The following is a 24,840-nucleotide window of genomic DNA, read 5'->3' on the forward strand; positions in this document are numbered from 1 at the left end:
AGGTAAGAGTAATGGCCGCCGTCAAACAAACCGTCGAACACGTCGAGAGCCTCGAGAAGTACAAGCACGGCTTCGTCACGCAGATCGACCAGGAGTTCGCGCCCAAGGGGCTATCGGAGGACATCGTCCGCTTCATCTCGGCCAAGAAGGAAGAGCCGGAATGGATGCTGGCCTGGCGACTGGACGCCTATGAGCGCTGGCTGGCCATGGATGAGCCCAATTGGGCCAAGGTCCACTTCCCGCGCATCGACTACCAGGACTCCTATTATTACGCCGCGCCCAAGGGCAAGGACGGCCCCAAGAGCCTGGACGAGGTCGACCCCGACATCCTGGCCACCTACGCCAAGCTGGGCATCCCGCTGCGCGAACAGGAAGTGCTGGCCGGCGTGCAGGGCGCGCCGCGCTACGCCGTCGACGCCGTGTTCGACAGCGTCTCGGTGGTGACCACCTTCAAGAAGGAGCTGGCTGAGGCCGGGGTGATCTTCTGCTCGATGAGCGAGGCAATCCGCGAGCATCCCGAGCTGGTGCAGAAGTACCTGAGCTCGGTGGTGCCGGTTTCGGACAACTACTACGCCTGCCTGAACGCGGCGGTCTTCTCCGACGGCAGCTTCGTCTATGTGCCGCCGGGCGTGCGCTGCCCAATGGAGCTGTCGACCTATTTCCGCATCAATGCGGAGAATTCGGGCCAGTTCGAGCGCACCCTGATCATCGCCGACAAGGGCGCCTACGTGTCCTATCTCGAGGGCTGCACCGCCCCGATGCGCGACGAGAACCAGCTGCACGCCGCGGTGGTCGAGCTGGTCGTCCTGGACGACGCCGAGATCAAGTACTCCACGGTGCAGAACTGGTACCCGGGCGATCCGGAGACCGGGAAGGGCGGGATCTACAACTTCGTCACCAAGCGCGCCGACTGCCGCGGCGATCGCTCGAAGGTGTCGTGGACTCAGGTAGAGACCGGCTCGGCGATCACCTGGAAATACCCATCCTGCATCCTGCGCGGCAACGAGAGCGTCGGCGAGTTCTATTCGATCGCCATCACCAACGGGCGACAGCAGGCCGACACCGGCACCAAGATGATCCACCTGGGCGCCAACACCCGCTCGCGGATCATCTCCAAGGGCATCAGCGCCGGGAAGTCGTCGAACACCTATCGCGGCCTGGTCTCAGCTCACCCCAAGGCCAAGGGCGCGCGCAACTTCACCCAGTGCGACAGCCTGTTGATCGGCAAGAGCTGCGCGGCCCACACCGTGCCCTATGTCGAGGCGCGCAACGGCCAGTGCGTGTTCGAGCACGAAGCGACCACCACCAAGCTCTCCGAAGACCAGCTGTTCTACGCCATGCAGCGCGGCCTCAGCCAAGAGGAGGCGGTGCAGCTGCTCGTCAACGGCTTCGTCAAGGATGTACTGCAGGAGCTGCCCATGGAATTCGCCGTGGAAGCCCAGAAGCTCGTCGCCATCTCCCTCGAAGGGTCCGTCGGATGACCTTCACAAAATCAGAGACCCTCTCAATGTCCCTCCGTCGCGCCTTCGAATCCGAGCACGCCCGCCGCGATGCGGTCCGCCACGCCCGTGAAGAGGCCGAACGCAGGCAACAGGAAGAGGATCTCGCCCGCGCCGAGCAGCTCTACAACGTGCTGGCCGGGGACGAGGGCTTCCTGAAGGAAAAGGGCCTGGCGCTCAGCCTGCGGCGCTACACCGTCGCGCTGAACCACGACGACTTCCTGATCGACGCCTATTTCGAAGCTGGCACGGCCAATGTCCGGGCCGCAGACAAGCGCACGGCGACGACCGCCACCGCCGCTCCGCGCAAGCAGCAGACCGTGAGTTCGGTCGATGAAGCCCTTCAAGTGATGGCCGAATACCTGGCCGACGAGACCAACTGATGCTTTCGATTTCCAACCTGCGCGCCGAAGTCGACGGCAAAGAGATCCTCAAGGGTCTGTCGCTGGACGTCCCGGCCGGCGAGGTCCACGCGATCATGGGTCCGAACGGGGCGGGCAAGTCGACCCTGTCCTACGTGCTGACCGGCCGCGAGGGCTATGAGGTCACCGGGGGGACCGCGAATCTGGACGGCGAGGACCTGTTGGCCCTCGAACCGGCCGAGCGCGCTGCCAAGGGCGTGTTCCTGTCGTTCCAGTATCCGCTGGAAATCCCTGGCGTTCCGGCCCTGACCTTCATCCGCACCGCGATGAACGCCCAGCGCAAGGCGCGCGGCGAGCCGGAAGTCACCGCGCCTGAATTCCTGAAGCTTGCCAGGGCCACCGCGGCCTCGCTGAAGATCGACTTCGAGATGCTCAAGCGGGCGCTCAATGTCGGCTTCTCCGGCGGCGAGAAGAAGCGAATGGAAATTTTTCAAATGGCGATGCTTTCGCCTCGCCTGCTGATCCTCGACGAGACCGATTCCGGGCTCGATATCGACGCGCTGAAGATCGTCTCCGAGGGCGTCAACGCCATGCGCGCGCCCGACCGCGCGATGCTGGTGATCACCCATTATCAGCGGCTGCTCGACTACATCAAACCCGACCGCGTGCACGTGCTCTCGGCGGGTCGGATCGTCGCCTCCGGCGGGCCGGAGCTGGCCCTCGAACTGGAACGCGAAGGCTACGACAAGTACGCGAGGGCCGCGTGAGCGTAGCTTCGGCCATCACCTCTGGCGACGCCGGCCTGCTGCCCAGCAGGCGTGACGAGGACTGGCGCTGGACCGACCTGCGCGGCCTGATCCGCCAGATCCCCGCCGCCTCGGGCGAAGGCAAGGCCTGGGCCTGGGAAAGCCCGCTGGCCGACGAGGTCGACATGGTCGTCGGTGTCGTCAACGGCCGCGGCCCCACCGATCTCGACGTCGAGGCGGGCCAGGAGCGGTTCGTCGCCTGGCGCTTCCTGTCGGCGCCGGAGGCCGGCGCGCACAACGCCGAGCTCTGGGTGACGGTGGGCGAGAACGCCAAACTGACCCTGGTCGAGAGCTATGAAGGCAAGGCCGCCGGCTACCTGGCCAACACCATGGTCAACATCCGCCTGGCTAAGGGCGCGCGCGTCGAGCGCGTGGTGTTCGCCGACGACCACGCCGAGGGCGTATCCGTGGTCGATGCGACCGTGGAGCTGGGCCCGCAGGCCTCCTTCGCCCAGACCACCCTGACCCATGGCGCGCGTCGTCAGCGGATCGAGACGCGGGTCAACCATCCGGGCGCGCACGCTTCGGTGCGGCTGGACGGAGCCTATCTGCTGGAAGGCCAACACAACGCCGACCTGACCACCGTGGTCGAGCACCAGGGCGTCGACGGGACCACCACTCAGCTGACCAAGGGCGTCGTGCGCGATCAGTCGCGGGGCGTGTTCCAGGGCCGCATCGTCGTCGCCGAGGGCGCCGACCAGACCGATGCGCGGATGGGCCACCACGCCCTGATCCTGTCGGACAAGGCTGAGGTCGACGCCAAGCCTGAGCTGCTGATCTTCGCCGACGACGTGCAATGCGCCCACGGCAACACCATCGGCGCGCTCGACGAGGATGCGCTGTTCTACGCCGAGCAGCGCGGCATGCCCGAAGACGTGGCGCGGGCGCTGCTGACCCAGGCCTTCATTGGCGAGGTGATCGACCGGATCGAGCACGACACTGTGCGCGAAGCGGCCCAGGTCTGGGCCGGCCAACGGTTGGAGCTTTAGGGCATGGCCTTCGACGTAGAAGCCGTTCGCGCCCAGTTCCCGATCCTGAAGCGCCAGGTCAACGGCAAGCCGTTGGTCTATCTGGACAGCGCCGCCTCGGCCCAGAAGCCGCGGGCGGTGATTGACGCCATGGTGGCGGTGATGGAGGGCTCCTACGCCAACGTCCACCGCGGCCTGCACACCTTGGCCAACGAGACCACCGACGCCTATGAGGCGGCGCGCAAGTCGATCGCCGCCTTCATCAACGCCGGCGAGCACGAGATTGTCTTCACCAAGGGCGGGACCGAGGCGGTCAACCTGGTCGCCGCCGGGATCGGCGCCTCTCTCGTCGAGGGCGACGAGATCTTGCTGACGGTGATGGAGCATCACGCCAACATCGTCCCCTGGCACTTCCTGCGCGAGCGCAAGGGCGTGGTGCTGAAGTTCATCCCGGTGCTCGACGACGGCCAGCTCGACATGGCGGCTTTGCCCGACCTGCTGACCGAGCGCACCAAGGTCGTCGCCCTGACCCACATGTCCAACGTGCTGGGCACCATCAACCCGGTCGCCGATATCGTGCGGATGGCGCACGAGGCCGGCGCGCAGGTGCTGATCGACGGCTGCCAGGGCGTGGTCCACCAGGCGGTGGACGTGAAAGCGCTGGACGCCGATTTCTATGTCTTCTCCGGCCACAAGCTCTACGGGCCCACCGGCATCGGCGTGCTCTATGGCAAGGCCGAGGCCCTGGCCAAGCTGCCGCCGTATCAGGGCGGCGGGGAGATGATCGGCGAGGTGCGCCTGGAATCGATCACCTACGCCGATCCGCCCCATCGCTTCGAAGCCGGTACGCCGCCGATCATCGAGGCCATTGGCCTGGGCGCGGCGGTGGAGTGGCTGAACGGCCTCGACCGCAAGGCAGCCGCCGAGCACGAGTCCCGCCTCTATGCGCGGGTCCGCGAGGGCCTGAAGGGCTCCAACTGGCTGCGGGTGTTGGGCGAAGCGCCCGGCAAGGGGGCGATCATGGCCTTCACCGTCGACGGCGCCCACGCCCACGACGTGGCCCAAATCCTGGATCGCTACGGGGTGGCAGTGCGCGCCGGAACCCACTGCGCCGAGCCGCTCATGCGGCGTTTCGGCCTTACCGCAAGCGCTCGCGCATCCTTCGCCCTATATAATACGGAAGGGGAGGCCGACGCATTCGTCGACGCGCTGACCCGCACCCAGGCCTTTTTCGCTTGAGTATGATCATGGACGACGCCGCCTCCATCGAGCCGACCACCACGACGCCGCTGTCGCAAGCTGAGCTCGATGCGCTGACCGACCAGCTCATCGAGAAGCTGAAGACGGTGTTCGACCCCGAAATCCCGGTCGATATCTACGAGCTTGGGCTGATCTACAAGGTCGACGTGTCCGACGATAAGGACGTGGCGATCGACATGACCCTGACCGCGCCGGGATGCCCGGTGGCCGGTGAAATGCCCGGCTGGGTGCAGGACGCGGTTCGTGAGATCCCCGGCATTCGCAACGTCACGGTCGAGCTGGTGTTCGATCCGCCATGGGACTCTTCGCGGATGTCGGACGAGGCGAAACTTCAACTCAACATGTTCTGACCCCATATAGGAACGAGCATGAGCGATCTGTCCCTCACCCCTGCGCCCCGTGCGCGCCGCCCGCGGCCCAAGGTCGTGACCCTGTCGGACACGGCGGCCGAGCGCGTGCGCGAGATCATGGATCGGGCCGAGAAGCCCTATGCCGGCCTGCGCGTCGGGGTGAAGAACGGCGGCTGCGCCGGCCAGGAGTACGTCCTCGAATACGCCGAAGAGGCCGGGCCGCTGGACGAGGTGGTCGAGGACAAGGGCGTCACCATCCTGGTCGAACCCAAGGCGGTGCTGTTCCTGATCGGCACCGAGATCGACTACGTGACCACCAAGCTCTCGGCCAAGTTCGTGTTCCGCAACCCGAACGAGACCGACGCCTGCGGCTGCGGCGAGAGCGTCACCATCGAGCCGGCCAAGGCGCACGACGCCTAGTCCGCGTAGGCGTACGGCCCGCCGCGTTCCAGGGCCCTGCGATAGGCGGGGCGGGCGTGGATCTCGTCCAGGAACGCCTTGAGCCGGGGACGGCCCTGCAGCGCACCGGCGCGATCGGCGGCCGCCTCCACCGGAAAGCTCATCATCACGTCGGCGGCGCTGAACTGGTCGCCCGCGAACCATTCGGCCTTTCCGAGCTCCGCCTCCCAGTAGTCGAAATGGGCCTTCAGATTGGGGTCGATGAAGCTCGACTGCGCGCGCCCGGCGATGGCGTTGACGATCGGGCGCAGCAGGGCAGGGGCGCTGGCCGGCAGGCGGCCGAACACCAGCTTCAGCAACAGCGGCGGCATGGCCGAGCCTTCCGCGTAGTGCAGCCAATAGGTCCAGCGCAGCTTCTCCGCCGTGCCCGTCGGCGGAACCAGGCGTCCCTGGCCGTAGCGATCGAGGATCCATTCGACGATGGCCCCGGTCTCGGCGACGGTGAGGTCACCCTCAGTCACCACCGGCGACTTGCCAAGCGGATGCACCGCGCGCAGCACCAGCGGGGCCAGCATGGTCGTCGGATCGCGCTGATAGGGTTTGATCTCATAGGGCAGTTCCAACTCCTCCAGCAGCCAGAGCACGCGCTGCGAGCGGGAGTTGTTGAGATGGTGAACGGTGAGCATCCGGAAGCCCCCAGGGAAAGGCAGTGAAATTTACATCGTAAGGGATTGGGTGCAAGGCCTTGGCGAGGCGCCGACTCTGCGGCCTAGTCTGCGACGGGAATCGGAGGCTCTTCATGATCGGCGCGCGCACGGATCTGCAGCGGACCCGCCAGGGCCACGAGCGCGTCACCTATGTCGAACTGTTCTTCGACCTAGTGTTCGTCTTCGCGATCACCCAGCTCTCGCACAACCTGCTCAAGCACCTGACGCCGATGGGCGCGGTCGAGACCGGGCTGCTGTTCCTGGCCGTATGGTTGGTCTGGACCTACACCTGCTGGCTCACCAACTGGATCGATCCGGAAAAGCGGGCGGTTCGGTTCATGCTGCTGGTGCTGATGCTCGCCGGCCTGGTGATGTCGACCTCGCTGCCGGACGCCTTCGGCGCAAAAGGGCTGCTCTTCGCGGGCGCGGTGGTGACCATGCAGGTCGGGCGCTCGCTGTTCATGCTCTGGGCGTTGCGCCCGTACAACCCGCGCAACTACCGCAACTATCAGCGCATCACCGCCTGGTTGATCCTGTCGGCGGTGTTCTGGATCGGCGGCGGCCTGGCCGACGAAGGCGCTCGCTTCATCTGGTGGTCGGTGGCGGTGGCGCTCGAGGCGGCGTCGCCGTCCTGGGGATTCTGGACGCCCGGCCTGGGCGGTTCGCCCACAACCGACTGGGACGTCGAGGGCGCGCACATGGCGGAGCGCTACGCCTTGTTCGTGATCATCGCCCTGGGCGAGTCGATCCTGGTGACCGGCGCGACCTTCGCCCAATTGCCGATGATTCCGGGTGTCCTGATAGCTTTCGGAGCGGCCTTCATGGCCAGCGTGGCCATGTGGTGGATCTATTTCGACGCCGGCGCCGAGCGCGCCAGCCGGCTGATCGCAGACTCGGCGGACCCGGGCCGCCTGGCCCGGCTAGCCTACACCTACATGCACGTGCCGATCGTCGCTGGCATTGTAGTCAGCGCCGTCGGCGACGAGCTGGCCCTGGCCCATCCCGACGGCCACATGGAGCTGAAGACAGCCGCGGTGCTGCTAGCCGGGCCGGGTCTCTACCTGCTGGGCGACCTGCTGTTCCGACGGACCACTGACAACGGAACGCCGCGCTCGCACCTGGCGGGTCTGTTGGCGCTTGCCATCCTTGCGCCGGTGGCAACGAGGCTGACGCCGGCCATGCTGAGCCTGGCCGCCTCGCTGGTGATGGTCGCGGTCGCCACTGCGGAATCGCTGTGGCGGCGGCGCGAACGCCGCCGCGCCGCTAGCGTCCCTTGAACGCGGCTGGACGCTTCTGCAGGAAGGCCAGGATGCCTTCGCGGCTGTCCTCGGAGCGACCGGCGCTCTTCTGGGCGACGCGTTCGGCGTGGAGCTGGTTGGACCACTCTTCGTCCAGGCTCTCCCAGATCAGCTTGCGGATCGCGCCCAGGGCCTTGGGGCCGGTCGATAGGGCCTTGGCCAGTTCCATGGCGGTCGGCAGCAGTTGGTCGTCGGGGACGCAGCGATTGACCAGGCCCCATTCGAGTGCGGTCTTGGCCGGAACCTTGTCGCCGAGCAGGGCCATCTCCATGGCTCGCGCCTTGCCGATCAGCCGCGGCAGCAGATAGGTCGAGCCGCCGTCCGGCACCAACCCGATGCGGCGGAAGGCCTGGAGGAAGTAGGCGCTCTCTCCCGCCACGATGATGTCGCCCATTAGGGCCAGCGAGCAGCCGACCCCGGCGGCGACTCCGTTGACGGCGGTGACGACCGGGACCGGGAAGTCACGCAGCGAGCTCATGAAGGGGTTGTAGACGCTCTCCAGAGCCGCGCCGGCGTCGGGGCCTTCAGGATCGGGATTGGCGGGGGCGTCGCCGCGGCCCGACAGGTTGGCGCCGGAGCAGAAACCGCGGCCTTCGCCGGTCAGAACCACGCAGCGCACCGAGGGGTCAGCCTTCATCGCATCGAAGGCCTGCTGCAGCTCGTCCATCAGGTCGAGCCCGGCGGCGTTCAGGGTGGCGGGATCGGCCAAGGTGATGACGCCGATGCCGTCCTCGACCGCGGTTTTGATCTTAAAATAGGCCACGTCGTCCTCCCTCAAGGTTCGCGGGACGAACTAAAGAGGGGATGTCCTGGCGTCAGGCTAGGGGAAAGTTGCGAGCCGCCGATCAGGCGGCCGCGACCACCGTCTCGGCGCTGCTGACCCGGTTGCGGCCCGACCGCTTGGAGACGTAGAGGGCGCTGTCGGCGCGCTCCATCAGCCCGTGGGCCGACTCACCGCGACGTAGTTCGGCCAGGCCGGCCGAGACTGTGATGGCCCCCAGGTCGTCGTTGGTCGAGCGCCGCTTGAGCATGCGCGAGGACACTTCTTCGCGGATTTCCTCGAGCACCGCGGCGGCAATTTCGGCGGTTTCGCGCGGGAAGATCAGAGCGAACTCCTCGCCGCCGTAGCGGGCGGCGAAGCGGGGCGGCGCGCCGACCCGGCCGATGACGCTGGCCACATAGCGGATGACCTGGTCGCCGGTCTGGTGGCCCCATGTGTCGTTGAAGTTCTTGAAGTGGTCGATGTCGATCACTGCCAGCGTCAGGCTCTGGCCCTGCTCGCGGGCGTCCGAACAGGCGCGTTCCAGTTCCTCGTCGAAGGCCTTGCGGTTGGCGAGGTTGGTCAGCCCGTCCGTGGTCGCCTCGCGGCGGACCTGTTCCAGGTGCTCGCGCAGCTTGGCCACCTGAGAGGTGGATTCCGTCAGGCGCTTCTCCAGCGCCTTGTTCTCGCGCTGGACGCGCTTGGTGGCGACGACCAAGCCGTCGACCGTCTCCTGGACGGCGGCGATATTGGCGGCGTCGCTCAGCGACTTGGAGGCGCCGGCCAGGGTCTGGCCATAGACCTCGCTGGACTTCTGCGCGGTCTCGATGGCTCGGCTGACCGCGTCCAGTTCCTTCGTCAGCGCATCGCCGGCGTCGCGGATCTGTTCGTTCAGCTTGGCTTTGGGAAGGTAGGTGGCCGCCAACTCGTCGGCGACCATGTCGGTGAACGCCTCCCCGGAGGAGAGCAGGCGGGCGATCTCTTGCCCAAGCGCGCTGTCGGGCTCGGCGATATAGTAGGTCCAGAGCTCGAAATTGGTGGCGGTCGGCCAGACCTTGTGCGCCTCCATAGCGTCCATCGCCTGGCGGGCGATGTCGTAGGCGCCAGGACCCCGCAGCTTGGTTTCGATATCGCCCGACATTCTGTCTTTCCCGAATCCTCGAGGCGTCCCGTGTCACGCGGACGCCCCGTCTCATGGGGAAGAATAGGCGAGAGAGTCGAACGAGCCGTTAAAACGCGGCTATTTCGACTATTCCGAAGTTGTCGGTCGCGGCGCGCGCTTGAGGAAGTCTGGAATGTCGGAGCCGAAGCCGACGACGCTGTCCCGGTCCTCGCGGTTATCACGGCGCTGACGGTCGCGGCGCGCCGGTTGTGAAGCCGGTTCCGCAGCGACTGGGGCTGGCCGTTCGGTCGGGCGTTCGGCGCGAGCCGGCCGGTCCGAATACTGGGGCCGCTCAGCGGGCGCGGAGCGCTCGGCACGCTCCGGGCGCTCCGCACGCTCTGGGCGCTCGGCACGCGCCGGACGCTCGGCCGTGCGGGTGCGCGGCTTGCGGCTAGGCGCCTCAGACTCAGTCGTGGCCTCGGCCGGCGCCGCGGCGAGGGGCTCCATGGAGGCCACCTCGCCATGCGCGGCGATCGGTCGGTCGCGCCCGCGACCACGATCGCGGTCTCGGCTTCCACCGCCTCCGCTGCGCTCGCGTCCGCCACGCTCGCGGCCGCCACGCTCGCGGCCGCCGCCGCCGCTGCGTTCGCGACGTTCGTCCTTGATCGAGGCGAAATCGACGCCTTCCAGCACTACCTCGTTGGGCGTCTTGCCGATCAGCTTGAGCACCTTGTCGATGTTCTTGGCGTCGGCGGGCGTCACGATCATGAACGCCTCGCCGCTACGGCCGGCGCGGCCCGTGCGGCCGATGCGGTGCACGTAGTCGTCGGCGTGGTGCGGAACGTCGTAGTTGAAGACGTGGCTCACGGCCGGGATGTCGAGGCCGCGGGCGGCGACGTCAGACGCGCAAAGCAACTTCAACTCGCCCTTGCGGAAGCTCTCCAGCGTCCGCATCCGTGTCGCTTGGTCCAGGTCGCCATGGATCGGGCCAGCGTCGAAGCCATGCTTCTTCAGCGACTTGGCGACGATGTCGACTTCGGACTTGCGGTTGCAGAACACGATGCCGGTGTCGACCTCGGCCCGCTCGACCAGCATTCGCAGCGCCGTGCGCTTGGCCTTCGGGTCGGAGGTCGGCAGACGGACCAGGTGCTGAGTGATGTTCTCGCCGGTGGTCGCCGGGCGCGAGACCTCGATCCGCAGCGGGTCATTCAGGAACTGCTTGGTCAGCCGGGTGATTTCCGGCGGCATGGTGGCCGAGAAGAACAGCGTCTGCTTCTTGGCCGGGGTCAGCTTGAAGATGCGCTCGATGTCAGGGATGAAGCCCATGTCGAGCATGCGGTCGGCCTCGTCGACCACCATGATCTGCACGCCGGTGAGCAGCAGCTTGCCGCGCTCGAAGTGGTCCAGCAGGCGGCCGGGGGTGGCGATCAGCACGTCGACGCCGCGGTCCAGCTTCAGTTCCTGGTCGCCGAACGAGACGCCGCCGATCAGCAGGGCCCAGGACAGCGTGCGCTTCTGGCCCTTGGAGTATTTCTCGAATGAGGCGGCGACCTGGTCAGCCAGTTCGCGCGTGGGCGCGATGACCAGCGAGCGCGGCATCCGCGCCTTGGAGCGGCCGGCGGCCAGCCGATCGATCATCGGCAGCGTGAAGGCGGCGGTCTTGCCGGTGCCGGTCTGGGCGATGCCGAGCACGTCGCGACCCTGGAGGGCGACGGGAATGGCCTGCGCCTGGATCGGGGTGGCGGTCGTGTAGCCTGTGTCGGCAACAGCCTGAAGCGTCGCGGGCGACAGGCCCAGTTCGGAAAATTCGGTCATTCAACAGCAATGGGGGCGGAGGGCCCGCTCAAGTGAAGAGGTGGCAAACCGCGGCGGCGCGGACGGCGGTCGTCGCGCGGCCGGAAGATACGGCGTGACGGCGTCAAGTCAAACGCGTTCTGAACCTTGAAGTTCAAGGCGCGGGCGCGTTCAGCGCATATCGTTCTTCAGTGACCGCAGCGAGCAGCCTGAACAGCACCGCGCAGAGGGCCAATTCGCGACCGGTTGCGAAGCGCTAAACGTCCAGGTCAGCGGCCGCGAATTCGGCGTTTTCCTGGATAAACCGGAAGCGCAGCTCGGGCTTGCGGCCCATCAGCGCCTCGACGAGGTCCTCGACCGTCTCCTCGGCGCGGGGCAGGGTGACGCGGGCCATGGTCCGGGTAGCCGGGTCCATGGTCGTCTCCTTGAGCTGCGCCGGCATCATCTCGCCGAGGCCCTTGAAGCGGCCGATCTCGGGCTTCTTGCCCTTGAACTCGGTGGTCAGCAGCTCTTCACGATGGGCGTCGTCACGCGCGTAGATGGTCTTGCCGCCATGGCTCATTCGGTAGAGCGGCGGCAGCGCCAGATAGAGGCGCCCAGAGCGGATCAGGTCCGGCATGGTCCGGTAGAAGAAGGTGATCAGCAGCGATGCGATGTGGGCGCCGTCCACGTCGGCGTCCGTCATGATCACCACGCGCTCGTAGCGCAGTTCCTCTTCCTTGAACTTCGAACCGCCCTGCACGCCAAGGGCCAGCAGCAGGTCGGACAGCTCCTTGTTGGCGCCCAGCTTATCGAGCGAGGCCGAGGCGACGTTCAAGATCTTGCCGCGCAGGGGCAGGATCGCCTGGGTCTTGCGGTTGCGGGCCTGCTTGGCCGAGCCGCCGGCCGAGTCGCCTTCGACCAGGAAGATCTCGGTGCCGTCGGTCGCCTGGCCGGAACAGTCGGCCAGCTTGCCGGGCAGGCGCAGCCTGCGGGTCGCAGAGGCGCGGGCGACTTCCTTGTCGCGGCGGCGCTTCAGTCGCTCCTCAGCGCGATCGACAACGAACTGCAGCAGGGCGCTGGCGGCCTTTGGCTGGGCGGTCAGCCAGTGATCGAACGGATCGCGCAGGGCGTTCTCGACCAGCCGCTGAGCGTCGGACGAGGAGAGCTTCTCCTTGGTCTGGCCCTGGAATTCGGGATTGGCGATGAACACGCTGACCAGCGCGCCGGCCTGGGCCACCACGTCTTCGGCGGTAATCACCGCGCCGCGCTTCTCGCCGGTCAGTTCGGCGTACTGCTTCAGGCCGCGGGTCAGCGCCGCGCGCAGACCTGCCTCGTGCGTGCCGCCTTCCGGGGTCGGCACGGTGTTGCAGTAGGACTGCATGAAGCCGTCAGCTTCGCCAAAGCCCGCCGGGGTCCAGGTGACCGCCCACTCGACCTTGCCGGTCTCGCCGGGCCGCTCATAGCGGCCGGCGAACGGCTCGGGGGTGACGGTCTCCACCGACTTCACGCGCTCGGCCAGGAAATCGGCCAGGCCGTTAGGGAAGCGGAAGGTCGCCTCGGCTGGCGTCTGGTCATGGATGCGGGCCGGATCGCAGCTCCAGCGGATCTCGACGCCGCCGAACAAGTAGGCCTTCGAGCGCGCCATCCGATAGAGGCGCGCCGGCTTAAAGGCGCAACCCTCGCCGAAGATCTGCTCGTCCGGCACGAAGCTGATCGCCGTGCCCTTCTTGCGGGTCGGGTTCAGCTTCTCGATCGAGCCCAGCGGCTTGCCGCGGCTGAACGACTGGCGCCACTCGAAGCCGTCCTTCCAGGCGGTGACGTCGACCTGTTCCGACAGCGCGTTGACGACCGAGACGCCGACGCCGTGCAGACCGCCGGAGGTCTCGTAGGCCTTGCCGGAGAACTTACCGCCCGAGTGCAAGACGGTCATGATCACTTCCAGGGCCGACTTGCCCGGATGCTTGGGGTGCGGGTCGACCGGGATGCCGCGGCCGTCGTCCTTGACGGTCAGCCGGCCATCGGCTTCCAGGCGCACCTCGATGACCTTGGCGTGGCCGGCGACGGCCTCGTCCATGGCGTTGTCGAGGACTTCGGCGAACAGGTGGTGCAGGGCGCGCTCGTCGGTGCCGCCGATGTACATGCCCGGCCGCTTGCGGACCGGCTCCAGCCCCTCGAGGACTTCGATGTCCTTGGCGGAGTAGCCGCTGGTCGGTTTCTCGCCCAGCACCGCAGGGTCGGGACGCGGCTCATGGCTCTGCGCCAGCGGCGCAGCCGGCGCAGGGTTGAGGGCGTCATCGAACAGGGAAGCTTGGGGAGTGGAAGAGGCCTGGGACATGCGACCTGAAAATGGAACGATTCGAGACCGCCCCATATGAAGGGCGCACGCGCCGATATCAATGCGACGGGTAGGCGGGGAGGTTCGCGCGTGCAGCGCTGCTCCGCTAAACCGGGACGCTGAAGCAGAATGTTGGAAATCACGCCTGAGGGCGAGGCGACGCGCCAGGAGACCGTCACTCGCGATCCGACCTATGATTACCAGCTACGCGCCTTCGTGGACGCCGTGCGTGGTCGCGCCGCCGACCTGACGGGCGGCGACGACGCGGTGGCGCAAATGGAGTTGCTGGACGCCGTGCGGCCGGCGGCGCGGGCTTAGGCTGCCGCTGCGACTGCGCGACGACGGCGGCGAATGAAGCCGCCGGCCGTCATGAAGCCGACGATCAGCATGGCCCAGGTGGCCGGCTCGGGAACAGCGGACTGAGGCGGGAGGCTGTGCGAGGTGATGCCGCCGCCGCCGCCGTTGGGACGGCCAAGCCAGGTGAGCAAGGACGGCATGCGCGGCTGGAACTCGACGATCGTCGGGATGCGCAGGTCTTCGAACGGCAGGGCGCGTTCGACGCCGGTCTCGCTGATCACCGTGGCCGGGTCGGCGATGCTGAGCACCACGGTCTCGGGCAGCATGGCCGGCGCGCGCGGCGCGCGGGCAGGCAGGAAGTAGACCGGAACCATCGTGGCCTGGGGGGCGGGAGCGGCGCTGACCAGGCTCATCGCGCCCATGGCGCTCGACAGAAGCGCAGGCGTCATTGCCGGCAGCGGGATCACCACCGACGCCACCAGAAGCGCGAAGAGGGTTCGATTGGTAGTTGTCGCCTTCGACGTTTTTTGCATCGATTCAACGCCCCCGTGTCTATTCCCCGGGCTCGCTTGCATCGCGAAATGACGAGCAAGAAAACCCAGACGCCCTGGACACATCTGTCCTTGTTTGGTGTGCGCCTGCAAGACTTGGTCCAGGTAAACAATTGTCACATCGGGACATGTCGCGCCGCACGGCCCAAGAGACTCAACCCGCTGGCGAGTTTGACTTGCCAAGTGCGATCTCTGCAGACGCGGCGGGTGATGCCCCAGGACGAGCCGAAAGTGAAGCCCTTGCCGTGCTGTCCCGCAATGAACCACTCCGAACGTACAGTCGGCGTTGCATTTTGGTTTCACCTGCGAGGAGGTCCGCGCTTTACTCGCCTCCTGAGCGAATGGCGCCGTTCCGCCTCAATTTCCCTTGAGCACCAGCGCCGGACCCGCGGCTTCGGCCGAAATTTCAGCGGCGTGGAAGGGCAGGCGGTGCCAACCCTTCTTTGAATAGAGTCAGGTCTGGTCCGCGTAGTAGGGCGAGGCCGGGTCGGTGGACTGCGAGTAGGACAGCACCGCATCTGCAACCGGCCCCTTGTCGTCGAAGGTGACGACCTGGATGTAGCTCGAGCCGTGATAGGGCACGTAACCGCCGGCTTGTTCGTTCCAGCGCGACTGCTGGGCGTTCAGGACGCCGTCGCTACCTTCGCCGCCATGGACCGGGATCTTCTGGTCGCCGCGGACCGCGAAGTGATAGCGGCCGTACGGCGCGTCCAGCGCAACCTTCTGGCGGTCAAGCATGGCCACGGCGTTGCCCAGCGCCTGGCGCAGCTTGGCGGCGGTCTCGGCGTCGGTTTTCAGGCCGCGCGGCGTGTGCACCGGATCGGCCGGATCGAACGGGGTGACGTAGAGGTCGGAGACCCTTTGGGCGTTGCGCCAGAATTCGACCCAGAGCAGCGCGCCGACGCTGTCGCTGTCCATCCGCCGGTCCCACCTGGCCAGAACCGAGCAGGCCTGGGCCAGGTCGATGCTCTTGCCCTCGACGGAGGGGGCCGGCCCTTCGGCCGAACAGACCTTCAGCGTGTCGTCGAGATAGAGCTCGGCCGCGTGGTTCCTGTTCCGGAACAGCATGGTCTTGACCACTTCGGGGTCGAAGCCTGCGCCGGAGAGGCCGTCCGTGCCGGCGATGCGCGCCTCGATCTCGACGATCCCCGAACGGGTGCGCAGGTTCTGCGGCGTCGCGGTTGGCCCGACGATGGGCGAGGCCGCGGGCATCGGAGCGCTGGGATTGGCCAGCCAGAAGCTGTCATTGCTGTTGGCCACATAGTCGGTCCGGACCGCGGCGGGCATGGTCGCGCCGGGCATCAGGCCGGGTGCATCCCAGTTACACGCCGCCCGTGAGCCGTCGAGCACGTAGACGCGGGCGGCGTCGGCCAGCTTGGCGGCGCCAGGGCTCGGAGCGCAGTCCTTCAGCTTCTGGGCCGAGACGTTCGGCGTGGCGGTGATGTCGGCGTAGAGCGCCTCGCCATGCCTGTCGGCGGCGATGGTGTTCACCCACGGGATGCCGAGCGACTTGGTGATCGTGGCGCGGATCTCACCCACCGACTTGGCTCTCGCGATGTCGAGCCAGGTTCCGGCCGCAGCGCTGTTGTTCTTGTTGGCGTCGCGCAGGGCGTAGGCGGTCTTGGCGTTCCAGGTCAGACCGGCCTGCGGCATCACCACCACCGGGCCGTAGAGGGTCGAGTAGTAGGTGCGGGTCTGCTGACCGGCGGCAGTGTCGAGCGTGACGGTCTCGCGTTCCATGGCGTGGCGCTTGCCGTCGAGCAGATAGGCGGTGGGATCGGCCGGATCGAGCGCCAATTCGAAGAGGGTGAAATGACGGTCGGTCGAGACCGTGTGGGTCCAGGCCACGTCCTTGTTGAAGCCGATCGACATCCCAGGCGCGCCGCCGATGGTCACGCCCATCGCGTCGAACTTGCCAGGGATGGTCAGGTGCGCCTCGTAGAAGCGGTTGGTGGTTTCCCACGGGAAGTGCGGGTTGCCGAGCAGCAGCCCGGACTTGTTGGCGGTGACGCCGCGGCCGAACGCCCAGCCGTTGGAGCCGAGTCCGATCATCTCGGCCATGTTCGGCAGGCCAAGGTTCGAGGCGGCCTTGGCCGGCGCAGCGGCGCTCGGCGGTGCGGCGGCGTTGGTCTGGCGCAGCCACGCTCCGCCGCTGGCCTGGATCATCCGCTCCTCGTTGAGGCGCAGCATGTCGTCGAGGGTGATCTGGCGGACCCAGGCGGCGTCGCGGCATTCCGCGGGCCGTTTCTCCTTCGGCGTATCGGCGAGGTAGCGGTTGAACCCGGCCACATAGCCGGTGACCAGTTCACGGTACTCCGCTGGGCCCTTCTGCAGGCCGGCCCGTAGCGGCGCCAGGTCGATGTTGGCGCGGAAGAAGAAGTCGCTCTCGATATTCTTGATGTCGGTGAACGAGACGACCGTGGTCCCTTCGGCGCCGAAGTGCTTCGTGCGCTCGCCGTTCACGGTGACGATTTTGTCGGCCAGCAGGCAGAGATTGTCCTGCGCGAAAGCGTAGGCCTGGCCGTAGCCGAGGCTGCCGTAGTCCTTCGCGGTGACGTGCGGGATGCCGTATTTGGTGCGGACGATCTGCGCCTCGTAGGTCGCCGCTGCAGCGCTGGAGGTGATTCCCGCGGCAAGCGCGCAGGCGGCCGTGGTCAGAAGCAGCGACTTCATGCGTTTCCCCCGAACTGTCCCCGCGTTGGATCGCGAGCGATGAGGGATGACGTGCGGATCGGACGGCGTTCGTCAACCGCAGCTTGGCCGGCCGCCCAAAAGAAGAGGGCCGCGGATTGCTCCGCGGCCCCTCCGATGTTCGCCTCAGGCGGCTTCGATCAGCACGCGTAGTACATGTCGAATTCGACCGGGTGCGGATGCAGCTGGAGACGCATCACTTCCTGCATCTTGAGCTCGATGTAGGAGTCGATGAAGTCGTCGTCCATGACGCCGCCGGCCTTCAGGAAGGCGCGGTCCTTGTCGAGGTTTTCCAGGGCTTCACGCAGCGAGCCGCAGACTTCCGGAACCTTCTTCTGCTCGCGCGGCGGCAGGTCGTAGAGGTTCTTGTCTTGGGCGGCGCCCGGGTCGATCTGGTTGATGATGCCGTCCAGGCCGGCCATCAGCAGGGCGACGAAGGTCAGGTAGGGGTTGCCCATCGGGTCCGGGAAGCGGGCTTCGATGCGCTTGGCCTTCGGCGAGTCGACGTGCGGGATACGGATCGAGGCCGAACGGTTGCGGGCCGAGTAGGCCAGCTTCACCGGGGCTTCGTAGCCGGGCACCAGACGCTTGTAGGAGTTGGTCGTCGAGTTCGAGAAGGCGTTGATGGCCTTGGCGTGCTTGATGATGCCGCCGATGTACCACAGGCACATCTGCGACAAGCCGGCGTACTTGTCGCCAGCGAACAGCGGCTTGCCGTCGGCCCAGATCGACTGGTGGACGTGCATGCCCGAGCCGTTGTCGGCGAACATCGGCTTGGCCATGAAGGTGGCCGTCTTGCCGTAAGCCGCCGCCACGTTGTGGATGACGTACTTATAGAGCTGCATCCGGTCGGCCATGGTGATCATGGTGTCGAACTTCAGGCCGAGCTCGTGCTGGGCAGGCGCCACTTCGTGGTGGTGCTTTTCCGGCCGCATGCCGAGTTCGCCCATGACGGCGAGCATTTCGCCGCGCAGGTCCTGGCAGCTGTCGACCGGGTTGACCGGGAAGTAGCCGCCCTTCGGGCCGGGCCGATGGCCCATGTTGCCTTCCGGATATTCCTTGCCGGTGTTCGACGGCAGTTCCGTCGAGTCGTAGGAGTAGCCGGTGTTGTGCGGCGCGGTGGACCAGCGCACGTCGTCGAAGATGAAGAACTCGGCTTCCGGACCGAAGAACACGGTGTCGCCGATGCCCGAGGCCTTCACGTAGTTCAGCGCGGCCTTGGCGATCGAGCGCGGGTCGCGGTTGTACGGGGTGCCGGTGTCCGGGTTCACGATGTCGCACATCAGGCACAGCGTGGTCTGCTGGTAGAACGGGTCGATGATCGCCGTTTCCAGGTCCGGACGCAGCTTCATGTCCGACTCGTTGATGGCTTTCCAACCGGCGATCGACGAACCGTCGAACATCGTGCCGTCGGTCAGGAACTCTTCGTCCACCAGGTCGATGTCGAAGGTGACATGCTGCATCTTGCCGCGAATGTCGGTGAAGCGGACGTCGACATATTTGACGTCCTTTTCTTTGATCTGGTCCAGAATGTCCTTGGCGGTCGTGGCCATGGTCTTATCCCCTTGAAGACGTCCGATAGCTAAGTTGGTCTAGACGGCTGCGGCGCCGGTCTCCCCCGTGCGGATCCGCAGAACGTCGGTGATTTCCGAAACGAAGATCTTGCCATCCCCGATACGGCCGGTGCGGGCGGCTCCGACGATGGCTTCCAGCGCCGCTTCGAGCTGGTCGTCGGCCACGACCACCTCGATTTTGATCTTGGGCAGGAAGTCCACGACGTACTCGGCCCCGCGATAGAGTTCGGTATGACCCTTCTGGCGGCCATATCCCTTGGCCTCGATCACGGTCATCCCCTGGACGCCCAGCTCCTGCAGGGCTTCCTTCACCTCGTCCAGCTTGAACGGCTTGATGATGGCTTCGATCTTTTTCATTCCAAGCTCACTGGCCTCAGGTCTCAGGCGGCGCCGCCGAAGCGGCTCGGGGCTACGAGCACGCTCGCAGTAGGGGCGACAAGAGGGTTGGGCTTGCGGTTCCGTCGCGGGAGCATGCGATGATGTGAATGATGCAAAATTAGGCAAGCGGCGCCCAAATCACGATCAGCGCCGGAAACGATTGGTTCGGGTCTTTTTCTGCGCCTTCAGCGGCGTCGGAGAAGGGCTGGGAGGGACGGAAAATGGACGAGCGCACGCCAGTTCTGATCGGAGCGGGTCAATTCACGTACAGGGGTGATCCGGGTGCTTCGCCTTCTCCCACCAGTTTGCTGAAGATTGCGGCGGAACGTGCGGCGGCCGATGCCGGGCTCGGGGCGGAAAAGCTCTCCCGGATCGATACCTTGGCCGTTGTGGGCTTCACCATCGACGCTCCCGGCGGCGGCCGGATGGTGCCGCACTCGACCAATCCGCCCGCGACTTTGGCCAAGCGCATCGGCGCTTCCCCGGCGCACGCGGTCTATTCGCACATGGGTGGAAACAGCCCCCAGCAGCTGATCAACACCGTCTGCGAGCGAATCGCCAAGGGCGAGACCCAGTTCGCTTTGGTGGTTGGCTGCGAATTCCTGGGCTCCGCCACCAAGCGGCTGACCAAAGGCTTGGGCTTCGACGACTGGGACGACGTCGAAGAGCTGCCGGAGCCAGACCGGATCGGCGATCCGCGTCCCGGCGTGACGCCCTATGAGGCCAAGCATGGCCTCGGCCGGCCGATCAACTGCTATCCCTTGTTCGAGAACGCCTTGCGCGCGCGCGACGGCCGCTCGATCCCCGGCCACCAGCGGCGGCTGGGCGAGCTGTTCGCCCCCTTCACCCAGGTGGCGGCCAAGAACCCCGAAGCCTGGTTCCCGGTTGAGCGCTCGGCCGAGGAGCTGGTCGAGGTCACCGACCGCAACCGCATGGTCGGCTTCCCCTACACCAAGTACCTGAACGCCATCATGGAGGTCGACCAGTCGGCCGGGGTGCTGGTGGCCAGCCTCAAGACGGCGCGGGAGATGGGCGTGCCGGAGGACAAGCTGGTCTATCTTCACGGCTGCGCCGACGCCTCGGACCTCTGGTATCCGCTGGATCGCCAGGACTTCCATTCCAGCCCAGCCATGCGGCTCACCGGCCAGCGGGCGCTGGAGATGGCCGGGGTGAGCCTGGACGACATCGGCCACATCGACCTCTACTCCTGCTTCCCCGTCGCCGTGGAGATCGGCGCGGAGGAGTTGGGCCTGGCGCTAGACGACCCGCGCGGCCTGACCGTTACCGGCGGGCTCCCCTATATGGGCGGGCCGGGCAACAACTACGCCATGCACTCGATCGCCGTGATGATGCAGCGGCTGCGCGACGATCCGGGCTCCTATGGGCTGGTGACCGCCAACGGCTGGTTCCTGACCAAGCAGTCGACCGGCGTCTATTCGACCAAGCCGCTCGGCGGCCCGTTCGAGCGGCAGGATCCGAAGATCATCCAGGCCCAGATCGACGCACTGCCGCACCCGACTGTCATCGAAGAGCCAAAAGGTGCGGCCACTATCGAGACCTATACGGTGGTGCACGGCCGCGAGGGTTACATGTTGGGCATCGTGGTCGGCCGCGACTCCGAAGGACGCCGTTTCGTCGCCCAGACCCCCACGGACGAGGCGACCTTGGCTGGACTTGAGGCTACAGAAGCGGTCGGCCGCACGGGGATTGTCACCCGCTCCGAGGACGGCACGCGCAACATCTTCATTCCGGATTGACCTGATGTCCCGACTTTACCTGATCCGCCACGGCAGGCCGGCCGCCGTCTGGGGCGAGGCTGACGAGGACCCGGGCCTCGACGCGGCGGGTCAGGCGCAGGCCGAAGCGGCCCGCGACCATCTGCTCAGCCTGCCGGAGGGCCAACGGCCGACCCGAGTGGTGTCCTCGCCGCTGCGCCGCTGCCGCGAGACTGCCGAACCGACCGCCAAGGCGCTGGGTGTCGAAATCGAGATCGACCCGTTCGTCGGCGAGATTCCGACCCCCAAGGCGCTGACCGCCGAGCAGCGCCCCGCCTGGCTGCGGGCCGTCTTTCAAGGCCGCTGGAAGGACGTCGAGGGCGACCTCGACTATGACGCCTGGCGCGGCGACGTCGTGAAAGCCCTGCATTCGCGCGGCGATACGGCGGTGTTTTCGCACTATGTGGCGATCAATGCGGTGATGTCGCATCTGGATGGCGATGAGCGCGTTCTGGTCTTCCGTCCGGATCACGCCTCGATCTCCACCCTGGAAACCGACGGCGGGACCTTGACCTTGGTGGAGCGGGGGCGCGAAGCCTCTACCGGAGTTCTCTAGGTCTTCGAAGGAGCGGCCGTGGCTGCGCGCAGGATTCTCACGGTCGCCGAGATCGCCGCCGCCGATCGCGCGGCCATCGCCGCGGGCACGCCCGGCGTCGAACTGATGGAGCGGGCTGGGGCCGCGGTGGCGGACGCCATCGTCGAGCGCTTCTCGCCCCGCCCCGTTTGCGTGATCTGCGGCCCTGGCAACAACGGCGGCGACGGCTATGTGGTCGCCCGGCTGCTGAAGGAGCGCGACTGGCCGGTCGAGGTCCGCGCGCTCGAGCCACCGGCCAGCGCCGACGCCAAGGCCGCGGCCGCCCGCTGGGACGGCGGCCTGACGCCGATCAGCGCTCCCATGGACGCCCGCCTCTATGTCGACGCCATGTTCGGCGCGGGTCTGGCCCGGCCGTTGAGCGGCGACGCGGCCGGGGTGGTGACACGCCTAGCGGCCCATCCGGAGCTGGTGGTCGCGGTCGACGTGCCCTCGGGCCTGCCAGGCGACACCGGCGCGCCGCAGGGACCGGTCGTGGTCGCCGTCCTGACCGTTACCTTCCACGCCAAGAAGCCGGCCCATGTGCTGCAGCCCGGCCACGAGCTCTGCGGCGAGGTGGTCGTTGCCGACATCGGTTTGGCCGAGGCCGATGGAAAGCTGATCGAGAACGGCCCGGAAGCCTGGCTGGCCCACTTCCCCTGGCCGGCCGCCAATTCGCACAAGCACGCCCGCGGTCGTTTGGTGGTCGTCTCTGGCGAGGCTTGGAGCACCGGCGCTGCGCGGCTCTCGGCGCGGGCCGGCCTGCGCATGGGCGCTGGCCTGGTGACCATCCTCTCACCCTCCGAAGCCCTGTCGGTGAACGCCGCCCATCTGGAAGCGGTGATGCTCAAGGGCTTCGACACCGAGGCTGAACTGGAGCAGGCCGCGGCCGACGTCGACGCCGCGATCATCGGCCCCGCGGCCGGGGTCACCGAGAACACTCTGGTCAACGTGCTGGCGCTGGCCCGCACCGGCGCCGCGCTGGTGATCGACGCCGACGCCATCACCGTTTTCCGCGACGATCCAGAAGAGCTGTTTTCGGTGCTCGACGTCGATGACGTGCTGACCCCGCACCCCGGCGAGTTCGAGCGCCTGTTCCCCGGCCTGCTGAAGGAATCGCCCGACCGGATCGCCGCCGCCCGGCAAGCCGCGCGGCAGGCCGACGCCATCGTGCTGCTGAAAGGCGCCGACACCGTGATCGCCGCGCCGGACGGCCGCGCCTGCGTCAATGCCAACGGCTCGCCCTGGCTGGCCACGGCCGGTTCCGGCGATGTCCTGGCCGGCTTCATCGGCTCGCTGATCGCCCAGGGCATGGAGAGCTTCGAAGCGGCCTGCGCGGCCGCCTGGATCCACGCCGAGGCCGCCGAACTGCACGGGCCGGGCCTGATCGCCGAGGACCTGCCCGGCCTGGCGCCGACCATCCTTCGCCGGCTGTACGAGGGGCGGGGGCTCTAGCGCACGCCCGTGCGCCAGCCCTCGCCGTCATGCTCCATGTACTCGGCGACGCCCTTAGCCTGCGCCTCGCCGTAGTAGCGTGAGACCACGTGCAGGGCCGCGTCGATCCCCGATGTCAGTCCGCCCGCGCTGACGAACTTGCCGTTGTCCACGAAGCGGCGGCCCTTCACGAGCCGCACAGTCGGGTATTTCTCTGCGAAGGGCTCGAAATACTCGTGGTGGGTCGCCGCCGTCTGGCCGTCAATCAGCCCGGTCGCCGCCAGCAGGAAGGCGCCGGTGCAAACCGACATCACCACGTCGGCCTTGGCGGCCGCCTCCCTGATCCAGGCGATCTTGGCCTTGTCCGTCCACCCCTGCGCCCCAATGACCAGCACCGCCGGCTGCGGGGCGTCGGAGAAGTCGTGGTCGGCGACCATCTTCATCCCGCCCGTCATCCGGATCGGGCCCTTGGTGGGCGCGACGGTATAGAGCTTGAACCCGGGCGAGGGATTGTCTTGGAACGTCTCCCAAGGGCCTGCAACGTCCATCACGTTGGCCTTGTCATCGATCAGGAAGGCGACCGGCACCGAGGCCTGCCGCGCGACGACGGGGACATCCGCGGCAGTGGCGACGGAGCGCGCAAGCCCCGCTGCGGTGATTCCGCCAAGCGCCGCTGCGCCCGAGAGGAGAAGGTAGCCGCGTCGGTCCAATCGCATGGGAAAGCCCTCAAATGTTCGCGCCACGTGGCGACGAGGAGGGGATAGGCGCGGCCGTGGAGCGTCCATAGGCCGATATTCAGACGAAAACGGACGAAGGTCGCCCGCGCTCTTGAGTCCCGAAACGTCGGATGCCTCATAGGGCGTCCGGAGGGATCACATGCAGCCGCGGCGAATTGGCCTGATCGTATTTGACGATGTCATGGCGATGGATGTCGCTGGGCCGTTGGACGTCTTCCATTCCGCCAACCCGTGCGATCAGGACGGAAGGATCCTGTACGAGGTGCTGTTGGTCGCGGCTGAACCTGGTCCCATCAGGTCGGAGTCCGGCATACTCTTTCAGCCTCACTGCACCTTGGACGAGGCTCCCGCCTTTGACACCTTGATCGTCCCGGGCGGCCGCAGCCTGCGGGTCGCGCCGCCACAGGCCGTCATCAACTTCATCCAGCATCGGGCGGCCAGCACGCCTCGTGTGGTTTCTGTTTGCACGGGACTCTACGCCCTAGCCGCCGCTGGCCTGATGGATGGCCGGAGCGCCACCACCCACTGGCGTTATGCTGAGGACTTCCGCCGACGCTTCCCCTTGGTGCGGCTCCAGCCAGAGGCCATCTTCATTAGGGACGGAAAATTCCAGACATCGGCGGGGGTCACGGCGGGGATTGATCTGGCCATGGCCATTATTGAGGCCGATCACGGTCCCTCCCTGGCGTTGGAGGTGGCGCGGGAGTTGGTGGTTTTCGTCAAGCGCCCTGGCGGCCAGACCCAGTACTCACAGCAGCTTCAGACTCAAATGCGCAGTGGCGATCGTTTCGCCGACCTCGTCGCGTGGCTGCCGGGGCACCTGAGTCAGGATCTGTCGGTGGAGGCGATGTCGCGTCGCGTGAACCTCAGCCCCCGCCACTTCTCGCGGCGGTTCACCGAGCAATTTGCGGTCTCGCCTGGAGATCACGTGACCAAGCTGAGACTCGAAATGGCCGTGCGGCTTTTGGAAGCTACCGGTCAGCGCGTGGACGTCATCGCCGCCGCGGTCGGTTTTGCCGGCCCGGACGTCTTTAGGCGCAGCTTCATCCGGGCCTACGGCATGTCGCCAAGCGCCTATCGCGCCCAAGGCAGTAGAGAGGCAGCAGCGACCGTGGCCGAGCAGACCGCCAGGTGCTGATGAATGGCCAAGCCTCGCCGGCCATGCTACGCCCGTCGTAAGATGACCTTGAGCCTCCAGCGCACAGCAGCT

At 66.8% G+C, this 24,840-nt stretch carries 22 protein-coding genes and 1 pseudogene; 13 read left to right on the forward strand and 10 right to left on the reverse strand.

All coding sequences use genetic code 11. From position 1 onward, the window contains the following. Positions 1-11 precede the first annotated feature (11 nt). From sufB to AC1DQJ_RS06470, 7 genes are read left to right on the forward strand one after another with little or no spacing between them, the layout of a single operon-like run. On the forward strand, positions 12-1,481 hold the full coding sequence (sufB, locus tag AC1DQJ_RS06440; protein WP_477601418.1) for a Fe-S cluster assembly protein SufB: 1,470 nt from the start codon (positions 12-14) through the stop codon (positions 1,479-1,481). A gap of 26 nt (positions 1,482-1,507) precedes the next feature. Next, the gene (locus AC1DQJ_RS06445; protein ID WP_477601420.1) at positions 1,508-1,882 is read left to right on the forward strand and encodes a hypothetical protein; all 375 of its coding nucleotides are present in this window, start codon (positions 1,508-1,510) and stop codon (positions 1,880-1,882) included. Next, the gene (sufC, locus tag AC1DQJ_RS06450) at positions 1,882-2,628 is read left to right on the forward strand and encodes a Fe-S cluster assembly ATPase SufC (RefSeq protein WP_477601422.1); all 747 of its coding nucleotides are present in this window, start codon (positions 1,882-1,884) and stop codon (positions 2,626-2,628) included. Before AC1DQJ_RS06445 ends, sufC begins: the two co-directional genes overlap by 1 nt. Beyond that, complete coding sequence (gene sufD / locus AC1DQJ_RS06455; RefSeq protein ID WP_477601424.1) at positions 2,625-3,656, forward strand: Fe-S cluster assembly protein SufD; 1,032 nt, start codon at positions 2,625-2,627, stop codon at positions 3,654-3,656. The genes sufC and sufD overlap by 4 nt, the downstream gene beginning before the upstream one ends. A 3-nt stretch (positions 3,657-3,659) precedes the next feature. Next, entirely contained in the window at positions 3,660-4,874 is a 1,215-nt protein-coding gene (locus AC1DQJ_RS06460; RefSeq protein ID WP_477601426.1) for an aminotransferase class V-fold PLP-dependent enzyme, read from the forward strand. Between the two features lie 8 nt (positions 4,875-4,882). Continuing rightward, a complete protein-coding gene (locus AC1DQJ_RS06465; RefSeq protein WP_477601428.1) occupies positions 4,883-5,245 on the forward strand; it encodes an SUF system Fe-S cluster assembly protein in 363 nt (120 codons plus the stop codon). Between the two features lie 18 nt (positions 5,246-5,263). After that, a complete protein-coding gene (locus AC1DQJ_RS06470; RefSeq protein ID WP_477601430.1) occupies positions 5,264-5,665 on the forward strand; it encodes a HesB/IscA family protein in 402 nt (133 codons plus the stop codon). Here the strand turns inward: AC1DQJ_RS06470 and AC1DQJ_RS06475 are convergent. Then, complete coding sequence (locus AC1DQJ_RS06475) at positions 5,662-6,330, reverse strand: glutathione S-transferase (RefSeq protein ID WP_477601432.1); 669 nt, start codon at positions 6,328-6,330, stop codon at positions 5,662-5,664. The genes AC1DQJ_RS06470 and AC1DQJ_RS06475 overlap by 4 nt on opposite strands. 113 nt (positions 6,331-6,443) lie before the next feature. On the opposite strand from AC1DQJ_RS06475, the gene AC1DQJ_RS06480 reads away from it, so the two are divergent. Then, positions 6,444-7,628 (forward strand): low temperature requirement protein A, encoded by a 1,185-nt coding sequence (locus tag AC1DQJ_RS06480; RefSeq protein ID WP_477601434.1) that lies wholly within the window; start codon positions 6,444-6,446, stop codon positions 7,626-7,628. Here AC1DQJ_RS06480 and AC1DQJ_RS06485 read toward each other — a convergent pair. The 4 genes from AC1DQJ_RS06485 to parE all read right to left on the reverse strand — a co-directional run bounded on the left by AC1DQJ_RS06485 (position 7,615) and on the right by parE (position 13,622). Beyond that, a complete protein-coding gene (locus AC1DQJ_RS06485; protein ID WP_477601436.1) occupies positions 7,615-8,412 on the reverse strand; it encodes an enoyl-CoA hydratase/isomerase in 798 nt (265 codons plus the stop codon). The genes AC1DQJ_RS06480 and AC1DQJ_RS06485 overlap by 14 nt on opposite strands. 82 nt (positions 8,413-8,494) lie before the next feature. After that, on the reverse strand, positions 8,495-9,550 hold the full coding sequence (locus AC1DQJ_RS06490) for a GGDEF domain-containing protein (protein ID WP_477601438.1): 1,056 nt from the start codon (positions 9,548-9,550) through the stop codon (positions 8,495-8,497). A 108-nt stretch (positions 9,551-9,658) separates the two neighbouring features. Continuing rightward, a complete protein-coding gene (locus AC1DQJ_RS06495) occupies positions 9,659-11,326 on the reverse strand; it encodes a DEAD/DEAH box helicase (RefSeq protein ID WP_477601440.1) in 1,668 nt (555 codons plus the stop codon). 235 nt (positions 11,327-11,561) lie between these two features. Next, positions 11,562-13,622, reverse strand: coding sequence for a DNA topoisomerase IV subunit B (gene parE / locus AC1DQJ_RS06500; RefSeq protein WP_477601442.1), 2,061 nt, complete (start codon positions 13,620-13,622; stop codon positions 11,562-11,564). A 132-nt stretch (positions 13,623-13,754) separates the two neighbouring features. Here parE and AC1DQJ_RS06505 point away from each other — a divergent pair, with 132 nt between their 5' ends. Further along, on the forward strand, positions 13,755-13,940 hold the full coding sequence (locus AC1DQJ_RS06505; RefSeq protein ID WP_477601444.1) for a hypothetical protein: 186 nt from the start codon (positions 13,755-13,757) through the stop codon (positions 13,938-13,940). Here the strand turns inward: AC1DQJ_RS06505 and AC1DQJ_RS06510 are convergent. From AC1DQJ_RS06510 to AC1DQJ_RS06525, 4 genes and pseudogenes are all read right to left on the reverse strand, one after another. Continuing rightward, positions 13,937-14,041: pseudogene (locus AC1DQJ_RS06510) on the reverse strand (PEPxxWA-CTERM sorting domain-containing protein); the annotation flags it as partial. The gene AC1DQJ_RS06505 and the pseudogene AC1DQJ_RS06510 overlap by 4 nt on opposite strands. Positions 14,042-14,923: 882 nt before the next feature. Beyond that, a complete protein-coding gene (locus tag AC1DQJ_RS06515; protein ID WP_477601446.1) occupies positions 14,924-17,143 on the reverse strand; it encodes a penicillin acylase family protein in 2,220 nt (739 codons plus the stop codon). A 158-nt stretch (positions 17,144-17,301) separates the two neighbouring features. Beyond that, the gene (glnA, locus tag AC1DQJ_RS06520; RefSeq protein ID WP_477601448.1) at positions 17,302-18,714 is read right to left on the reverse strand and encodes a type I glutamate--ammonia ligase; all 1,413 of its coding nucleotides are present in this window, start codon (positions 18,712-18,714) and stop codon (positions 17,302-17,304) included. 39 nt (positions 18,715-18,753) lie between these two features. Next, on the reverse strand, positions 18,754-19,092 hold the full coding sequence (locus AC1DQJ_RS06525; RefSeq protein WP_183770192.1) for a P-II family nitrogen regulator: 339 nt from the start codon (positions 19,090-19,092) through the stop codon (positions 18,754-18,756). Between the two features lie 242 nt (positions 19,093-19,334). Between AC1DQJ_RS06525 and AC1DQJ_RS06530 the strand changes: the two genes are divergently transcribed. Genes AC1DQJ_RS06530 through AC1DQJ_RS06540 form a run of 3 tightly spaced genes read left to right on the forward strand, consistent with a single transcriptional unit; the run spans position 19,335 to position 22,914 of the window. Continuing rightward, on the forward strand, positions 19,335-20,870 hold the full coding sequence (locus AC1DQJ_RS06530) for an acetyl-CoA acetyltransferase (protein ID WP_477601450.1): 1,536 nt from the start codon (positions 19,335-19,337) through the stop codon (positions 20,868-20,870). 4 nt (positions 20,871-20,874) lie between these two features. Beyond that, complete coding sequence (locus tag AC1DQJ_RS06535) at positions 20,875-21,444, forward strand: histidine phosphatase family protein (RefSeq protein ID WP_477601452.1); 570 nt, start codon at positions 20,875-20,877, stop codon at positions 21,442-21,444. Positions 21,445-21,462: 18 nt separating this feature from the next. After that, on the forward strand, positions 21,463-22,914 hold the full coding sequence (locus tag AC1DQJ_RS06540; RefSeq protein WP_477601454.1) for an NAD(P)H-hydrate dehydratase: 1,452 nt from the start codon (positions 21,463-21,465) through the stop codon (positions 22,912-22,914). On the opposite strand, the gene AC1DQJ_RS06545 is transcribed toward AC1DQJ_RS06540, so the two are convergent. After that, complete coding sequence (locus AC1DQJ_RS06545) at positions 22,911-23,609, reverse strand: DJ-1/PfpI family protein (RefSeq protein ID WP_477601456.1); 699 nt, start codon at positions 23,607-23,609, stop codon at positions 22,911-22,913. The two genes, AC1DQJ_RS06540 and AC1DQJ_RS06545, sit on opposite strands and share 4 nt — an antisense overlap. A gap of 160 nt (positions 23,610-23,769) precedes the next feature. On the opposite strand from AC1DQJ_RS06545, the gene AC1DQJ_RS06550 reads away from it, so the two are divergent. Further along, the gene (locus tag AC1DQJ_RS06550) at positions 23,770-24,768 is read left to right on the forward strand and encodes a GlxA family transcriptional regulator (protein WP_477601457.1); all 999 of its coding nucleotides are present in this window, start codon (positions 23,770-23,772) and stop codon (positions 24,766-24,768) included. Positions 24,769-24,840 lie beyond the last annotated feature (72 nt).

Source organism: Phenylobacterium sp. P4_E10, assembly GCF_056401675.1.

Coding starts and splice junctions, on each gene's coding strand:
- AC1DQJ_RS06530 (WP_477601450.1), top strand. CDS start 19,335: ATGGACGAGCGCACGCCAGTTCTGATCGGAGCGGGTCAATTCACGTAC.
- AC1DQJ_RS06525 (WP_183770192.1), bottom strand. CDS start 19,092: ATGAAAAAGATCGAAGCCATCATCAAGCCGTTCAAGCTGGACGAGGTG.
- AC1DQJ_RS06460 (WP_477601426.1), top strand. CDS start 3,660: ATGGCCTTCGACGTAGAAGCCGTTCGCGCCCAGTTCCCGATCCTGAAG.
- glnA (WP_477601448.1), bottom strand. CDS start 18,714: ATGGCCACGACCGCCAAGGACATTCTGGACCAGATCAAAGAAAAGGAC.
- sufC (WP_477601422.1), top strand. CDS start 1,882: ATGCTTTCGATTTCCAACCTGCGCGCCGAAGTCGACGGCAAAGAGATC.
- AC1DQJ_RS06475 (WP_477601432.1), bottom strand. CDS start 6,330: ATGCTCACCGTTCACCATCTCAACAACTCCCGCTCGCAGCGCGTGCTC.
- AC1DQJ_RS06480 (WP_477601434.1), top strand. CDS start 6,444: ATGATCGGCGCGCGCACGGATCTGCAGCGGACCCGCCAGGGCCACGAG.
- AC1DQJ_RS06445 (WP_477601420.1), top strand. CDS start 1,508: ATGTCCCTCCGTCGCGCCTTCGAATCCGAGCACGCCCGCCGCGATGCG.
- AC1DQJ_RS06490 (WP_477601438.1), bottom strand. CDS start 9,550: ATGTCGGGCGATATCGAAACCAAGCTGCGGGGTCCTGGCGCCTACGAC.
- AC1DQJ_RS06515 (WP_477601446.1), bottom strand. CDS start 17,143: ATGAAGTCGCTGCTTCTGACCACGGCCGCCTGCGCGCTTGCCGCGGGA.
- AC1DQJ_RS06545 (WP_477601456.1), bottom strand. CDS start 23,609: ATGCGATTGGACCGACGCGGCTACCTTCTCCTCTCGGGCGCAGCGGCG.
- AC1DQJ_RS06550 (WP_477601457.1), top strand. CDS start 23,770: ATGCAGCCGCGGCGAATTGGCCTGATCGTATTTGACGATGTCATGGCG.
- AC1DQJ_RS06535 (WP_477601452.1), top strand. CDS start 20,875: ATGTCCCGACTTTACCTGATCCGCCACGGCAGGCCGGCCGCCGTCTGG.
- parE (WP_477601442.1), bottom strand. CDS start 13,622: ATGTCCCAGGCCTCTTCCACTCCCCAAGCTTCCCTGTTCGATGACGCC.
- AC1DQJ_RS06465 (WP_477601428.1), top strand. CDS start 4,883: ATGGACGACGCCGCCTCCATCGAGCCGACCACCACGACGCCGCTGTCG.
- AC1DQJ_RS06470 (WP_477601430.1), top strand. CDS start 5,264: ATGAGCGATCTGTCCCTCACCCCTGCGCCCCGTGCGCGCCGCCCGCGG.
- AC1DQJ_RS06495 (WP_477601440.1), bottom strand. CDS start 11,326: ATGACCGAATTTTCCGAACTGGGCCTGTCGCCCGCGACGCTTCAGGCT.
- sufB (WP_477601418.1), top strand. CDS start 12: ATGGCCGCCGTCAAACAAACCGTCGAACACGTCGAGAGCCTCGAGAAG.